17 protein-coding genes and 1 tRNA gene are annotated in these 14,109 nt (G+C 44.8%); 10 read left to right on the forward strand and 8 right to left on the reverse strand.

The window, feature by feature from the left end; genetic code table 11:
- Positions 1-73: 73 nt before the first annotated feature.
- Positions 74-508 carry an NfeD family protein gene (locus M5J74_RS27810; RefSeq protein WP_106166717.1) on the reverse strand — a complete coding sequence of 145 codons (435 nt, stop codon included), beginning with the start codon at positions 506-508 and terminating at the stop codon, positions 74-76.
- A 274-nt stretch (positions 509-782) separates the two neighbouring features.
- Between M5J74_RS27810 and M5J74_RS27815 the strand changes: the two genes are divergently transcribed.
- On the forward strand, positions 783-1,007 hold the full coding sequence (locus tag M5J74_RS27815) for a ferredoxin-thioredoxin reductase variable chain (protein WP_039715191.1): 225 nt from the start codon (positions 783-785) through the stop codon (positions 1,005-1,007).
- Positions 1,008-1,170: 163 nt separating this feature from the next.
- Here the strand turns inward: M5J74_RS27815 and M5J74_RS27820 are convergent, their stop codons facing one another.
- Complete coding sequence (locus M5J74_RS27820; RefSeq protein ID WP_015157119.1) at positions 1,171-1,695, reverse strand: hypothetical protein; 525 nt, start codon at positions 1,693-1,695, stop codon at positions 1,171-1,173.
- Positions 1,696-2,099: 404 nt separating this feature from the next.
- Here M5J74_RS27820 and hemF point away from each other — a divergent pair, with 404 nt between their 5' ends.
- On the forward strand, positions 2,100-3,131 hold the full coding sequence (gene hemF, locus M5J74_RS27825; RefSeq protein ID WP_250014462.1) for an oxygen-dependent coproporphyrinogen oxidase: 1,032 nt from the start codon (positions 2,100-2,102) through the stop codon (positions 3,129-3,131).
- A 69-nt stretch (positions 3,132-3,200) separates the two neighbouring features.
- Positions 3,201-3,524: a hypothetical protein gene (locus tag M5J74_RS27830; RefSeq protein WP_250014464.1), complete on the forward strand. Its 324-nt coding sequence runs from the start codon at positions 3,201-3,203 to the stop codon at positions 3,522-3,524.
- Between the two features lie 23 nt (positions 3,525-3,547).
- Here M5J74_RS27830 and M5J74_RS27835 read toward each other — a convergent pair whose 3' ends face one another.
- Complete coding sequence (locus M5J74_RS27835) at positions 3,548-4,126, reverse strand: chromophore lyase CpcT/CpeT (RefSeq protein ID WP_250014466.1); 579 nt, start codon at positions 4,124-4,126, stop codon at positions 3,548-3,550.
- Positions 4,127-4,154: 28 nt separating this feature from the next.
- Positions 4,155-4,649, reverse strand: coding sequence for a GNAT family N-acetyltransferase (locus M5J74_RS27840; RefSeq protein WP_250014467.1), 495 nt, complete (start codon positions 4,647-4,649; stop codon positions 4,155-4,157).
- Positions 4,650-4,880: 231 nt separating this feature from the next.
- Between M5J74_RS27840 and psb29 the strand changes: the two genes are divergently transcribed.
- Positions 4,881-5,633 carry a photosystem II biogenesis protein Psp29 gene (gene psb29, locus M5J74_RS27845; RefSeq protein ID WP_015157124.1) on the forward strand — a complete coding sequence of 251 codons (753 nt, stop codon included), beginning with the start codon at positions 4,881-4,883 and terminating at the stop codon, positions 5,631-5,633.
- 74 nt (positions 5,634-5,707) lie between these two features.
- On the opposite strand, the gene M5J74_RS27850 is transcribed toward psb29, so the two are convergent.
- From M5J74_RS27850 to M5J74_RS27860, 3 genes are all read right to left on the reverse strand, one after another.
- Positions 5,708-6,073, reverse strand: coding sequence for a phage holin family protein (locus tag M5J74_RS27850; RefSeq protein WP_015157125.1), 366 nt, complete (start codon positions 6,071-6,073; stop codon positions 5,708-5,710).
- Between the two features lie 180 nt (positions 6,074-6,253).
- The gene (locus tag M5J74_RS27855) at positions 6,254-6,769 is read right to left on the reverse strand and encodes a biopolymer transporter ExbD (protein ID WP_015157126.1); all 516 of its coding nucleotides are present in this window, start codon (positions 6,767-6,769) and stop codon (positions 6,254-6,256) included.
- A gap of 80 nt (positions 6,770-6,849) precedes the next feature.
- A complete protein-coding gene (locus M5J74_RS27860; RefSeq protein ID WP_015157127.1) occupies positions 6,850-7,689 on the reverse strand; it encodes a MotA/TolQ/ExbB proton channel family protein in 840 nt (279 codons plus the stop codon).
- Positions 7,690-7,929: 240 nt separating this feature from the next.
- Here M5J74_RS27860 and M5J74_RS27865 point away from each other — a divergent pair, with 240 nt between their 5' ends.
- Together M5J74_RS27865 and M5J74_RS27870 are read left to right on the forward strand one after the other, a co-directional pair.
- Positions 7,930-8,226 carry a YkvA family protein gene (locus tag M5J74_RS27865; RefSeq protein ID WP_015157128.1) on the forward strand — a complete coding sequence of 99 codons (297 nt, stop codon included), beginning with the start codon at positions 7,930-7,932 and terminating at the stop codon, positions 8,224-8,226.
- Between the two features lie 167 nt (positions 8,227-8,393).
- A complete protein-coding gene (locus M5J74_RS27870) occupies positions 8,394-10,211 on the forward strand; it encodes an ATP-binding protein (RefSeq protein WP_250014469.1) in 1,818 nt (605 codons plus the stop codon).
- A 64-nt stretch (positions 10,212-10,275) separates the two neighbouring features.
- On the opposite strand, the gene M5J74_RS27875 is transcribed toward M5J74_RS27870, so the two are convergent.
- Positions 10,276-10,348: transfer RNA gene (locus tag M5J74_RS27875), tRNA-His, on the reverse strand.
- A 118-nt stretch (positions 10,349-10,466) separates the two neighbouring features.
- On the opposite strand from M5J74_RS27875, the gene M5J74_RS27880 reads away from it, so the two are divergent.
- The 4 genes from M5J74_RS27880 (at position 10,467) to cobA (ending at position 14,108) form a co-directional block, all read left to right on the forward strand.
- Positions 10,467-10,847: a DUF4359 domain-containing protein gene (locus M5J74_RS27880; RefSeq protein ID WP_015157130.1), complete on the forward strand. Its 381-nt coding sequence runs from the start codon at positions 10,467-10,469 to the stop codon at positions 10,845-10,847.
- 439 nt (positions 10,848-11,286) lie between these two features.
- On the forward strand, positions 11,287-11,982 hold the full coding sequence (locus M5J74_RS27885) for a manganese catalase family protein (RefSeq protein ID WP_106166712.1): 696 nt from the start codon (positions 11,287-11,289) through the stop codon (positions 11,980-11,982).
- A 442-nt stretch (positions 11,983-12,424) separates the two neighbouring features.
- Positions 12,425-13,297 carry a sirohydrochlorin chelatase gene (locus M5J74_RS27890; RefSeq protein ID WP_250014471.1) on the forward strand — a complete coding sequence of 291 codons (873 nt, stop codon included), beginning with the start codon at positions 12,425-12,427 and terminating at the stop codon, positions 13,295-13,297.
- Between the two features lie 40 nt (positions 13,298-13,337).
- Positions 13,338-14,108, forward strand: a complete 771-nt coding sequence (gene cobA, locus M5J74_RS27895; protein WP_250014473.1) for a uroporphyrinogen-III C-methyltransferase — start codon at positions 13,338-13,340, stop codon at positions 14,106-14,108.
- Position 14,109 lies beyond the last annotated feature (1 nt).

Raw genomic sequence — 14,109 nt, forward strand, 5'->3', positions numbered from 1 at the left:
CGCCCGTACAAAAATTCAGATAGCGCGCCCGTACAAAAATTCAGATAGCGCGCCCGTACAAGCAGTATTGGTCTTAATGATGAATCAGGCTTTCTGGCATCACGATCAACGTAGTTCCCTCTCGACTGACAACATAGACTTTTTGTTGTGGCAGTATGCTGAGCTTTTCGTCAGCACATTTTGCCCGCCAAGAATTCCCTTCATATAACACCCGTCCCTCTTTACCCGCAGTAATTTCGGTTAAAGTCTCCGCTACTGTAGCATCTCGAATTTTTGAATGTCGTTGTGGTGCTGGGATTAAGCGTCGCGACAGAAAGACAAAAGCTGTAGATAAGGCAAGCCATACGACGACTTGCAAGCCTAGATGAGGCAAAATTGGCACTGCTATAGCTACGACAACGGCACTAACTCCCATTGCGAAGCTCACAAAGGCTGTAGGTAGCACGAGTTCGATCGCACAAAGAGCGATACCGATAAGCAACCACAGCCAGACAAGATTGATTGACATTTTTTACATTTTGCGCTTTCTATTTTAATTCTTACTCTTTTCTACCACTGACTGTCACTTAGAAGTCGTAAGTCGTAAGTCAGAATTAACTGGTCACTGGTTACTGGTTACTGGTCACTGCTCCCTACTCCCTGCTCCCTAATAACTGATAACTGACAACTGAAACTTAGGGGACGAAATTATGCAAAGATAAAAGATTGTGACAAGTAAGTACTGATATAGAGGACGAGCAGTGGTGCAAGTCTGTGGAGAGGAAACACTAGGTTCAAAGGTTATGAAAGTTGGCGATCGCGTTCGTGTTAAAGAATCCGTTATCGTATACCATCACCCAGAACACCGCAACCAACCCTTTGACATTAAAGGTTTGGAAGGAGATGTGCTGGGTATTGTCAATGAGTGGCATGGCAGACCTGTAAGTGCCAACTTACCTGTTTACGTGCAGTTTAGTAAAAAGTTCAAAGCACATTTACGGGAGAATGAAGTCGAACCTATATCGTAGAAAAGCACCAATTTGGTGCTTTTCTACAAATAATGGCTGCGGCGAAACCAACTTCTGAATGTTGAGTTCGCCCTGCATTTGTGAAAATTTTTGGCAATGTCTCGATATGACAGTGTTTGCGTCTTAAACGCTCGTGACTCCTCAGCTATTACTCATTCCTCTTTCAAAAATCAAAACAGCTATTCTTAAAAGGTTTTGGCTTTCCTGATAAGGCTGAGTTAGCAGCTTGTTCGGCGGCTTTGGCTAAAGCTGCTGCAACTTGTTCGGCGCGGTGACGAGTCAACGACCAAATCAGCGGAGATAGCCAGCCATCTAAAGTAACGGAATAAGAGACGCACGTACCGCAAACGGTAGATTCGACTTTGTAGGTAATATGTTCTTCTACTCCTGGGATAGCAAGCACGCGCACGCGCAATAATTCTCTAGGGCATACGCTTTCAACAAAGATCCGAATTGGGAAGGGTCCCATCCGGGTGACGGCTTCAAAGATTAATCCCGGCTTCGGAACTAAGCCGTAGGGTACGTTAGTTTTGGTCAGTAATGGGTGCCATGAAACGTCTGCTAAGTCAACTACCTTTTGCCATAATTCATCTACCGAAGCCGAACTAATTTGTCTATAAGTACGTACTAAAGAACACTGAACGCGACGACCCTTGCGCTGAATTAATTTTGATATGTAGCGTCGCATTTTCTTCTTCCTCCTTTTGCCTGTTGAGCTTAGCAGGCATTCTGACTTCGGCGGCAACCAAGGCAAGTATTGATGATTATTTTGGGCAAACTTTCTCTAGAATACTCAATTAGAGTTTAGTATTTCACTGAAGATTTTCGCTTCGCTGTATTATGGGGTGTTAATTTGAGGGACAATATGTTCAGTGGTCTATTATCTGTATTGACTCAACGGATAATGTTAAGTCATTTGCAATTGATGCGATCGCAGTTTGAAATATGACTCGATTGTGACTGAGTGATGTAAAGCATTTTTAAGTTTTGCCAGTTAAGTATTGCTTTCGCTGCTTAAAGCTTTCAGACTTACACAAAATTGTAGATGTTCCTTGCCACAAAATAAAAATTTAACAGAATTTTATTGACAACATGACGACTGCTTCTACAGCTCAACCAACTTCCTCCCAACCCCTACCCCCAACTGACGCGAAAGAACGAGTCAGCCAGTGGATGAAACAGATACAAGATAAGATTTGTCAAGCTCTCGCATCAGCTGATGGTGCGGGTAAATTTCAGCAAGACGAGTGGGAACGGGAAGAAGGCGGCGGCGGGCGATCGCGTGTCCTGCGCGAAGGTAATGTATTAGAACAAGGAGGAGTCAATTTCTCCGAGGTATGGGGTTCTCATTTACCGCCGTCGATTTTAACTCAACGCCCAGAGGCAGCAGGACATAAATTTTACGCCACGGGTACTTCAATGGTGTTACATCCCCGTAACCCTTACATCCCGACAGTTCACCTGAATTACCGCTATTTTGAGGCTGGTCCCGTTTGGTGGTTTGGAGGTGGGATAGATTTAACCCCCTATTATCCATTTGCTGAAGACGCAGCTCATTTACATAAAACACTGAAGCAGGCTTGCGATAATCATCATCCAGAATACTACCCAGTGTTTAAGCGCTGGTGCGACGAGTATTTCTATTTGAAACACCGTCAAGAGACTCGCGGTGTCGGCGGAATCTTTTTTGACTACCAAGATGGTAGGGAGGGACAGTTATATCGCGGACCCCATTCTGATAGTCCGGCGGCTGTTTATAGCAACCAACTAGGTAATCAACCCCCTCGTAATTGGGAAGAAATCTTTGCTTTCGTGTGCGACTGCGGCGAGGCGTTTTTACCATCCTATTTACCCATTGTTGATCGCCGTAAGAATATAGAATATGGCGATCGCGAACGCAATTTTCAACTCTATCGACGCGGACGTTACGTAGAATTTAACTTAGTCTACGACCGAGGCACGATTTTCGGATTACAGACCAACGGACGCACGGAATCAATTTTGATGTCTCTCCCTCCCTTGGTACGTTGGGAATACGGTTACACGCCAGAACCCAACACCCCCGAAGCCGAGTTGTACGACACATTCCTCAAACCTCAAGATTGGGCGAATTGGAATCCTTAAGCAAATATGAGTTGTAGAGACATTACATGTAACGTCTCTACAACTCATCAAACATTTAGCAGAAAGCCTATGTCTGAGTCATTGCAATACATCACGAACCAAGAGGGCGAACAAGTCGGTGTACTTCTAGATATGGAAACTTACCGTAGACTAGTTTCTCTTCCATCTGATGCAGAAATTTTATCAGGATTAAGTCTAGATGAACTACTAGCCTTAGCAGATAGTATGCTAGCTCCTACCGCACAAACTCAACTAAGTGAATTACTGGCTCGAAATGCCGAAAATCAGCTTTGTACTGAGGAAATAGCAGTTCTAGATCGTTTGTTAACGCAGGTTGACCAGCTTAACATTCTCAAAACACGAGCTAGATACACTCTAAATTTACATTCATAGTCAGGACAGAAAACTCTAAAAATTTACTTTTTGCGGAAACGATACGCACCCATAATCGCGCCCCACTTAGCCGCACCTGTATTCATATCTATGCCTTTGTCATAACTTAAAAACTCTTCTGGGGTGGCTTCAAAACCAAGATTAACTTGTTGAGTATTACCTTGATAAGTAAAGCAGCACTTTGCATCTGGTGGGATTGCGGCTTTGAAGTGATAACTATTGGAATCTAGTTGTTGCCAAGTCACAATTAATAAACAACCAGGTAATAACTCAAAATCGTCAGGAGTAAATTGTTGCAATCTCTCAGAATTTGCCCCAGCACCGCGCACGGCAGTAAAGTCTTTAGGTATGTAGTACTGTACTTGAATTTTTCCATCCTCACGCGCCTGCATTCGCATCAATCGCGGACGATAGGGTTTATCTAAATACAAAGCATTGGCTTGTTCGGCAAATAGGGTAATACTGTCTTCTTGAAATAGGGGGACGGGTTTTTGCCACAGTCGTAAGTGAACGAACCAAGCAGGATCGGCGATCGCCTGGGCTTTATTCTCAAATTCACCTGCCATATAATCGGCGAGGGCAATTAATTCGGTTGGTATCATAAGAAATTCAAAAGTTAAAAGTCAAAAGTTAAAAATTACCAGATTGTTGAAAGTATTCCTGCTCCAAAATCGACATTACCACTTGAGAAGCATACTTATCTTGCTGCTTCACGACTTCTCTTAACAATCCTTCCTCGCGAAAACCTACCGATTGATATACGTGTCTGGCGCGGTGGTTATCCTCAAACACATCTAACCAGAACCGATGAGCTTTGTATTCCTGAAAAACCCAATCTAAAAGCAAACGTAGTGCCTGCTTACCATAGCCTTGTCCTGGCTTTGCCATAACGATGCGTACCAAGCAAATATTGCCATGAGGTGATGTAAGACCAGATAAAATTGCGTACCCGATCGCATCTTCAATTTCATCATTTTGGAAGATGAAATATTGACAATCTTGTGAATTTATGTATTGCTGGTGTTGCTCTCGACTAGAGGAAAAAATAAAGTTTTGAAATTCTGCTCTAGCTTCCTGAGCCAGAAAAAAATCAATATCTTCAGAACGTGCAGTTCGCGATCGCATTATTCAGTTATCAAGTGATTAGTGGAACCAGTGGCTGGTGTAGAATGCTCCCTCTGCTCCTAGAACTTCCTTGTCTCTGTTGTCTTCCTTATCCCCATTGTTTCCATACCTTACATCCTATTTTCCCAGTAACTAAAGATTGTAAATCGTTGAGACCGATCGGCTTTGGCTTGGCAAAAGTCACGTTAAAGCGAGACAATAATCTAATAAGTCTTCCCGCTATGTTTAATTGTGAATAACCTGCGTACTGTCTCCGATACCAAGCGAAATTTCTACAATCAACACACCCGCCCGATTAACACGATCTATCGGCGGGTGGTAGAAGAACTAATGGTAGAAATGCATTTACTCTCAGTCAATGCTGACTTTCGCTATGACCCCATCTACGCTCTAGGTGTCGTTACGGCATTTGAGCGGTTTATGCAGGGCTACCAGCCAGAACGGGATAAAGAACCGATTTTTGAGGCGCTGTGTCAGTCCATCGAAGATAATCCCCAGAGATATCGCCAAGATGCCGATCGCCTGCGTCAACTCCTTCAAAACGTCTCGGCGCAACAACTGTTCGACTGGATCGACGGTAAAGCTTCCCTGCAAGGTGCAGAGGATTTGCAAGCACAAATGCAGGCGATCGCCCAGAACTCTAAGTTCAAATACAGTCGCCTATTTGCGATTGGTGTCTTTACCCTGTTAGAACTAGCAGATGCGGAACTTGTCAAAGATGAGAAGCAGCGAGTGGAAGCGCTCAAGCAAGTCGCAACTGCTCTGCACGTACCGGAAGATAAGCTGAACAAAGATTTAGAGCTATACCGCTCTAACCTCGATAAAATCGAGCAAGCGCTGATTACAATGGCAGATATCCTTTCAGCCGATCGCCGAAAGCGCCAACAACGCCTGCAAGAAAAAGAAGCTGGTGTTGCTACTAGCAACGGTGATAGCGGTTCTGCTTCTGGCTCGTCCCAGGATAAAACTCCGTCTGGTTCCTAGTCATGTAGTACAAACATCTGTAGGGGCGCAAAGGTGTGCGCCCCTACAAATCAAATATGCAAACAATGTCAATTCTAATAAGCTGGAGCTACAAAGGCATAAATCAGATGGCTGACAACGGAAAGCGCCAGCGCCCCCAGTAGAACGCTCCAAATTCCTGCTCGGAGGCGGAAACCTTGGACTACAGAAGCTGCAATCCCAAGGGCGATCGCCGAAATCGCAAAGGTGACAAATCCCGATAATAAACCGAACGTGAGCAAATTAGGGATAAAAAATAGCGCTCTTAAAATTGGATTAACAACAGCAGCGACTACCCCTAGTACAGCTGCCGAAAGATATGCTTTAGCGGGGCTATCTACTTCCACACCAACTGGAAGTTTGCTGACAATCAAAAGACTAGAAGCACTTACTAACCAAGCAATTAATAAGTCGATTAGCATACCTACAACTCCTTGAGTTTGAGATTGAGAATAACTCGCTTATAGGAGTAGGCTAGCGAATCGAACTACTAGAATTCATCTATAAATTGACAGAAAACAAGCTGTATCCTACTGCTTTTCTATCTCCTTTGCGATCTACCGTTAGGAAATTGTCTTCGTACTACTTGGAGTTCATGGCGATTAGGGTGCGATCGGCGCAGTAGAATTCAAACGGGGGTCGGTGTTAGGATTAATTGGAGCCAAGGGCGTAAGATCTGGCGATGATAGATTAGAACCAGATGGTAAATCGGGGGAACCAGGAGTCGTGGCTAAAGCAACGCGATCGCCTCCAATTTGCCGCATGACATCTAATAGCTGAATCACATCGTTGTAGCTCGACGACCGCGAAGCATTTAAAATAATTGTCCCGAGGGGATTAGCTTGAGTGTAAGCTTTGAGCGTTTGTGTCAGCTTATCTATTTGTACTGGCTCTTTCTCGACATAAAGCTGTCCGTCTTTGAGAGTTACAATCAACCGCGATTGGAACATTGGCGCTGTACCAGTACTCGCCTTGGGTAACTGAATTTCAATCGCCTGCTGGCGGGTAAATTGCAGTGCTGCCAAGAGAAAAAACGTCAAAATGCAAAAAATGACATCAATTAAAGGAATAATTTGAACTTGAACTTCTTCAATTGGTGAGTGCAGGTTGATTTTCATGAGATTACTAGCTTTAACAGATGAAAATTACGACACGAATTACTCTTGCTTTTGACTTTTGACTTTTCACTTTTGACTTCCTAGACTTCTGGTGCAGCAGAATCTTCTCGCTGACTGGGAGATTGCGGCGGAACGCCGTAACCAGGATTTATGTTTGTTTGCGGATTTATTGGTGGTTCGGGATTAACAGCCCTTCTATTACCTAAGTCAAAGCTAAAACGCCGATCGGAACCGCGTCCAGGGATAACTTCTGGTGTTGTCATGGCAGAAGCAGGAGGAGCAGTGGGAGAATCTTGCAGGTTAACCCAATACTGACGGTATAGTAATTCTAATTCGCTACCTGCACGGCGAAATACTTTAATTTGGTTTACAGCAAATCCTTGAAACAGGCGATAAAAAACCAAACTGACGATCGCCACAATCAATCCTGTTGCCGTACTGATCAAAGATTCACCAATACCTGTGGTCACGCCAGCAGAAGCAGCCGAACTGATTTGTCCTAACGTAATCGAACCCAACGATTGAATCAGTCCCAGTACTGTTCCCAACAATCCTAGCAGGGGCGAAAGCGCGATCGCTGCTTCTAAAATCTTCTCCCCTTGGCGCATGGAGGCAATTTCATCTTCTGCGGTTGACTCTAATGCCAGCCGAAATACTTCCGGATCGGGTGTAGACAAACGTAACGGTGCGTATAAGAACCTACCCGCAGGCTGATAGGAAAATTTTCTAGCTAATTCCGTAGCACTTTGCCAATTTTGTTGAGCCGCATCTAGAACGCGCTCGACAATTTCCCGTTCTTGAGAAAAAATCTTAAACCAAAACCCCAGCCGCTCGACGATCACGCTCAAAGCTAAAATAGACAGTGCTAGAAGGGGCCACATGGCGGGTCCGCCTTTGCGGAAAATATCTATAACATCCACTGTTGTTCCATTCCTCCTTTGATTCTTTCGGCACAGCATACCACTGGATCGGATTGCTGCCCACTGATAAGCAATTTAATTTTAAGCGTCTTAACTGTTAATCTCGTGTTTTGTCACCCATCGCGAGAGCGAAAAGATCGCGATCGCTTTATCGTATCTTCCCAACTTTTGAGCGACGGTTTTTCCCACCTCTATAAGCTAAGTTATTTGTCAAGATAAAAGAGAGCTGGAGGTACATAAATGAACTTTTCAATCCAATCTGTTTACGGCTGGTATCGTAACACTCTCCGCAATCCTAAATACCGTTGGTGGATAATTCTCGGTACGGCATTGTATTTCCTGATGCCATTTGATATTGCTCCCGACTTCTTGCCGATTGTTGGACAATTGGATGATGTCTTTTTATTGACGCTATTGGTATCAGAAGTTTCCCAAATGGCGATCGAAGGCTACAAAACCCGTAAAGGTAAAAGCACGGCTAACGCCACCGATACCACTGGTAGTACAGTCGATGTAGATGCAGTATCTGTAAAGTAACAGTAACAAAAATTTAATATAATCTAACCAATTGTCCTTCCTCTGTCGTACCTGACGGCTCTTTGGGGAAGGATATATTTTTGCTTGTTTAAAAAAGAAATATGCGATCGCCAAAGCCGAACATTAGCTTGATACCATAAAAAGAAAAACTTTCTATAAAGCTTTCTATGCAGGCGTTTTGGCACAATTTTTTTGGTTCGAGTTCATTTATCCCCCACGGACATTGTTATCTTTGGCAACCAGGGTTAGTTTGGCTGCACATCTTATCTGATGCGTGTATCGCATTTGCCTATTATTCAATTCCATTTACATTAGTTTATTTCGTCCAAAAGCGAAAAGACTTGCCATTTAACTGGATTTTTTGGCTATTTGGGGCTTTTATTATCGCTTGCGGCACGACTCACCTAATGGAGATATGGACTTTATGGCATCCTACCTATTGGCTCTCAGGCACGCTTAAAGCTATCACAGCATTAATTTCTCTCTATACGGCTCTAGAGCTAATGCCATTAGTGCCGCAGCTACTGGCTCTACCCAGCCCCGCACAGCTAGAAGTAGCAAACCAAGAATTACGCAGTCAAATTATCGAACGAGAACGCGCAGAATCACAAATTCGGGTTTTAAACGCCCAACTCGAACAACGAGTCACAGAGCGGACGGCAGAACTAGAAATAGCAAATAAATTAAAAGATGAATTGCTCGTCCGCGCTCAAACAGCACGGGCTGAGGCTGAGACAGCAAACCGGATGAAGGACAATTTTCTTGCTATCATTTCTCACGAGTTACGCACGCCACTCAATCCGATTCTCGGTTGGTGCAACTTGCTGATGAGCCGCAAATTCGATCGAAGTCGCATTGATAGCGCGATCGCCACGATCGATCGCAACGCTAGGCTCCAGGTACAACTCATTGACGATTTGCTAGATGTCTCCTCGATTCTGCAAGGGAAATTAAGCTTGAATGTCTCTCCAGTCAATTTAGCTTCCGTTATTACAGCAGCATTAGAAACTGTCCGCCTAGCAGCTGAAGCAAAATCAATTCAGGTGGAAACTCGGCTTGATGCGAATGTAGGAGAAGTCGAAGGCGATCCGACACGCTTGCAGCAAGTGATGTGGAATTTACTGTCTAACGCTATTAAGTTTACTCCTCAGGGAGGACGGGTAGAAATTTCGCTGCAACGAGTGGAAGAGGAAGCAACTACCAATTCAAAATTCAAAATTCAAAATTCAAAATTAGATCGCGCACCACGCACTAACTATGCCCAAATTCAGATCGCTGACACGGGAAAAGGTATTAGTGCCGATTTTATTCCTTACATATTCGATTACTTTCGACAGGAAAGCAGTGCCACAACCAGAAAGTTCGGTGGGTTGGGATTGGGATTGGCGATCGTGCGTAATATTGTCGAAATGCATGGTGGTAACGTCGCGGTAGCTAGTCTTGGTGAAGGACGGGGTTCTACATTTACTGTCAAGATTCCGCTGCTAGGAAAAACTGAGGAAACTGCCACGCCTGTAGCAGCTACAAGAGAATTTCCGGTTCTCGACTCCGGTGTAACGGCGTACTGCCGATCGCCCCTACCGGCTCCCCTCGCTGGCGTACAGGTTTTAGTCGTTGACGACGATGCTGATTCGCGAGATTTTGTGACTTTCTTGTTGGCAGAGGCAGGAGCTACTGTTACCGCAGTTAGCTCAGCTGTTGCTGCTTTAGAAGTGTTTACATCGCAGATAGATATCTTAATCAGCGATATTGGAATGCCTGGTATGGATGGTTACATGCTGATGCAGCAAATTAGAGCTTTGTCACTAGGGCAGGGAGGCAAGATTCCAGCAATCGCGCTAACTGCCTACGCGGGAGAATGCGATCGGCAAAAAGCGTTATCAGCAGGCTTTCAAAAGCATATTGCTAAGCCCATCGAACCAGAGCAATTGATCGAAGCTGTTACCCTTGCACTCCAGGGAGTAAATTCTATGAATAGAGTATAGTTATGCGCGATCGCGATCGATGCTTTCAATCAAAATTTACCATCAGGGCAAAATTTGCCGTCAGGGCGAACGATGGGACTCGAACCCACGAGTGGAGGAACCACAATCCTCTGCCTTAACCACTTGGCTACGCTCGCCATTGTATATACCAGTATACTATCTTATCAGCTATTTCTCAATATCGATCGGCACTGGAACCGAGCTAACCTACATTTAGTCCAGCAACAGAGTCAGAAGTAACATAAGATATGCAGCATGAAGCGATCGACAAGTATTAGTTATATAGGATTAGCAGTTCTTGGCGGGCTGGGAGTGGTAATGGCATTGACTAATCCCGATCGCTCTGCCTACGAGATTTATGCTGGCGAACGGTTAGGAACTTACATCAAGGATGAAGTTTGCCCGCAAGCGCCGAACATCTTCGGTCTGGCTTTGCAGCAAAATTGTAGTGACTTAGTTGATTCTAGTTCTCCTGTTATCCAACGTATTGTAGCTAACAACACTAAGCGACAAAACTTTCTTTTATTCAGCATCTATACTACCGATCTTGCCGTTGGTGGCGTAATTCCGTCATATCGGTTTCAAACGGTCGGTGCAATGCAAAACTTTTTTACCTACTCTGCCCAGAAGCAGTAGTTAATCAAAAGTCAAAAGTCGTAGGGGCGAGTTTTGACCGAAAAATTACGGGTTTTGGCTGTCAGTTTATTGGCTAACCTCGCCCGTACAAAAGCCACATTAGTAGGGTGGGCATTGCCCACATGACTATCAAAATGAAATTCTAACTAGTCATGCGTGACTTTATTAATTATGGGGTACGACTTACGACTTACGACTTATAAAAACTCTTTCCTCAGACGCACTCGCCACTGTGGTTGCTAGGTTTAAACTGGTTTTGGTGGATGTAACACCAGTAATTTTAGCCTGTAGTCATGGCGATCGCAGATTTTACAAAAAACTAAATCAAATCTCAGTTGTTATGAATTTTTTGTGACAAGGAGATTTCGTCACCGAGAGAGCCAAGTTTTTTCAGGAAGAGCGATCGCTAATTGTGAAAATCTGAGAGAGGAGAATTTGCATGTTTTTTCATAAAAAAGAACCAATTCACGTTGTAAACATTAAAGAACCAAATCCTCGCTTTGCTCAACTTTTGCTAGAACAATTTGGTGGTGCAACAGGCGAACTTTCTGCGGCTCTACAATACTGGGTACAGTCTTTTCATGTAGAAAACGCCGGGATTCGCGATATGCTGCAAGATATCGCAATCGAGGAATTCGGTCACTTAGAAATGGTGGGCAAAATGATTGAAGCTCACACTAAAAATGTAGACCAAACCGATGCATATAAAAGTACTTTGTTTGCCGTGCGTGGGATGGGTCCTCACTTTTTAGACAGCCAGGGGAATGCTTGGACGGCTAGTTATCTCAATGAAGGTGGCGATGTCGTGCGGGACTTGCGGGCTAATATTGCTGCGGAAGCTGGAGCAAGACAAACCTACGAAGAATTAATTAAGCTGTCAACTGATGAGGGGACAAAGAATGCTTTAGTGCATTTGCTAACACGGGAAATTTCCCATACGCAGATGTTCATGAAAGCTCTAGATTCTATGGGCAAGCTGACCGAACCTTTCTTTGGTAATATTCAGCCTGACGAGACAGTTGATATCTATTACAATCTATCCACTAACGGTACGCAGGACGAACGCGGTCCTTGGAACGCAGAACCATCATTCCGCTATATTGCCGATCCAGTGAACCAAGTGACTAAAGGCTAGGAATTCAGGTTAGAGACAAAGTAGGTTCGTAACTTTTAGTTTGATAATACAATCAATGCAATATAAGTTAGTGGATGTTAAATCTACTAACTTATTTTTATCGCAAGACTTCACGAGCGATCGAACTTTTCGTTATAACTGCCATTAGTCATTGGTCATCGCTCGTTTGTTCCACGACAAGCAGGCTAGAAATGTTTTCTGATTATAGGTCTTAAGACTCAAGCAGAAATGCTATATTTGTAAAATTGTAAAGACGCAAAAAGTAGGTAGGGTTCGTTAGAAGGCGATCGCGGCGAAAATCAAAAAACGTCTTGCGATCTGTTCGTAACCAAAATAATAGCAGCAATTGATACAGAAAATCTTATCTTAAAGCCATTTGCTAGATAAATCACACAATCGAGTCACGCTCAAATTCTCAAATTGTCAAACTCCTAATCTATCGATGCGCTCCGCCTATCTACTGGTATCTCACGGCAGTCGAGATCCGCGCCCACAAGTGGCGCTGGAACGCTTGGCATGGCTTTTGCAAGGGAGCAGGGGGGAGAAGAGAGCTGAGGGAGCCCAGGAGGCTGAGGGAGCAACTATAAGTCACAAGTTACAAGTCTCTTGCCTCTCGCAAGAGCGCAAGAGAGCCTCTTCTCACGCACCACGCACCCCACACTCCACACCCTTGCCTAACTCCCGACTCCCGACTCCCGACTCCCGACTCCCTCTAATAGGTACTGCTTGTTTAGAGCTAAGCCAGAAGCCACTGCACCAGCAAATTGCAGAGTTTAGCGATCGCGCCTTGTCTTGCGGATATCAGCAAGTGCAGATCGTGCCTCTGTTTCTCTTGCCGGGAGTCCATGTTATGGAAGATATTCCAGCAGAAGTGGAGCAGGCGCGACAAGCCTTGAAAGTTAAGGTAAAGCTGGAATTACGCCCTCATTTAGGTTCCCATACTGGCTTAGCAAGGCTGTTGCAACAGCAGCTAGACCGGACGCAGGCAGAGCAAACAATCTTGCTCGCACATGGAAGTCGGCGTAAGGGTTCTGAGCATCCTGTAGAAGCGATCGCCCAACAAATAAGTGCTGTAACGGCATATTGGTCGGTTGCTCCCAGTTTAGACGCACGAGTGCAAGAGTTGGTACTCGCAGGATGGCGACGAATTGCGATCCTCCCGTATTTCTTGTTTACCGGAGGGATTACCGATGCGATCGCGGAAGTTGTAGGACAATTACAACAACAGTTTCCCGCGACCGAATTTTGTCTGATGCAGCCACTAGGGGCAACTCAGGAATTAGCGGATCTAATTTGGGATGCGATCGAGACGTAGATTTATTGACATATCAACTGCCAAAACGCCAAGGAAGAGAATGAACGAGTTCGTGGGTAAAGTCTACTTAGTGGGTGCGGGTCCAGGTGACCCTGGTTTATTTACACTCAAAGGTAAGGCATTGTTGGAATGTGCCGATGTTGTGGTTTACGATGCCCTCGTAAGTCCGGCAATTCTAGGCATGATTAACCCCTTGGCAGAAAAAATCAATGCAGGAAAGCGGCGGGGAAAGCATTCGTTGGTGCAGGAAGATACGACTCAGTTATTGATCGAAAAGGCACGAGATAATGCAGTGGTGGTGCGATTAAAAGGGGGCGATCCATTTATCTTCGGGCGTGGCGGCGAAGAGATGGAAGATTTGGTAGCATCTGGGGTGTCAGTGGAAGTCGTGCCTGGTATTACTTCCGGTATTGCAGCTCCAGCGTATGCAGGTATCCCATTAACCCATAGAGATTATAGTTCTTCAGTCACGTTTGTTACGGGTCACGAAGCAGCAGGCAAGTATCGCCCCAAAGTCAATTGGGCAGCTGTAGCCCAAGGTTCGGAAACGATCGCAATTTATATGGGAGTCCACAATTTACCTTATATTATCGAGCAGCTATGCGAGGCAGGGTTAAGTGCAGATACACCAGTAGCTCTAGTACGTTGGGGAACTCGACCGGAACAAGAGGAATTGATCGGTACTTTAGCAACAATTGTGGCGCAAGTAGAAACTACCGGTTTTAGCGCCCCTGCGATCGCCGTTATCGGTAAAGTAGTAAACCTGCACGGTGTATTGGCAGGCTGTCGCCCTGTTTTAGTATCAAGCTAGA

It is taken from the genome of Chroococcidiopsis sp. CCNUC1 (genome assembly GCF_023546805.1).
GTDB lineage: Bacteria > Cyanobacteriota > Cyanobacteriia > Cyanobacteriales > Chroococcidiopsidaceae > Chroococcidiopsis > Chroococcidiopsis thermalis.

Bases quoted from the DNA above. Each gene is read 5' to 3' on its own strand.
- M5J74_RS27830 (WP_250014464.1), top strand. From the start codon at position 3,201: ATGTCTGAGTCATTGCAATACATCACGAACCAAGAGGGCGAACAAGTC.
- M5J74_RS27855 (WP_015157126.1), bottom strand. From the start codon at position 6,769: ATGAAAATCAACCTGCACTCACCAATTGAAGAAGTTCAAGTTCAAATT.
- cobA (WP_250014473.1), top strand. From the start codon at position 13,338: ATGAACGAGTTCGTGGGTAAAGTCTACTTAGTGGGTGCGGGTCCAGGT.
- M5J74_RS27810 (WP_106166717.1), bottom strand. From the start codon at position 508: ATGTCAATCAATCTTGTCTGGCTGTGGTTGCTTATCGGTATCGCTCTT.
- hemF (WP_250014462.1), top strand. From the start codon at position 2,100: ATGACGACTGCTTCTACAGCTCAACCAACTTCCTCCCAACCCCTACCC.
- M5J74_RS27835 (WP_250014466.1), bottom strand. From the start codon at position 4,126: ATGATACCAACCGAATTAATTGCCCTCGCCGATTATATGGCAGGTGAA.
- M5J74_RS27870 (WP_250014469.1), top strand. From the start codon at position 8,394: ATGCAGGCGTTTTGGCACAATTTTTTTGGTTCGAGTTCATTTATCCCC.
- M5J74_RS27880 (WP_015157130.1), top strand. From the start codon at position 10,467: ATGAAGCGATCGACAAGTATTAGTTATATAGGATTAGCAGTTCTTGGC.
- M5J74_RS27840 (WP_250014467.1), bottom strand. From the start codon at position 4,649: ATGCGATCGCGAACTGCACGTTCTGAAGATATTGATTTTTTTCTGGCT.
- M5J74_RS27885 (WP_106166712.1), top strand. From the start codon at position 11,287: ATGTTTTTTCATAAAAAAGAACCAATTCACGTTGTAAACATTAAAGAA.
- M5J74_RS27815 (WP_039715191.1), top strand. From the start codon at position 783: ATGAAAGTTGGCGATCGCGTTCGTGTTAAAGAATCCGTTATCGTATAC.
- M5J74_RS27890 (WP_250014471.1), top strand. From the start codon at position 12,425: ATGCGCTCCGCCTATCTACTGGTATCTCACGGCAGTCGAGATCCGCGC.
- M5J74_RS27865 (WP_015157128.1), top strand. From the start codon at position 7,930: ATGAACTTTTCAATCCAATCTGTTTACGGCTGGTATCGTAACACTCTC.
- M5J74_RS27850 (WP_015157125.1), bottom strand. From the start codon at position 6,073: ATGCTAATCGACTTATTAATTGCTTGGTTAGTAAGTGCTTCTAGTCTT.
- M5J74_RS27820 (WP_015157119.1), bottom strand. From the start codon at position 1,695: ATGCGACGCTACATATCAAAATTAATTCAGCGCAAGGGTCGTCGCGTT.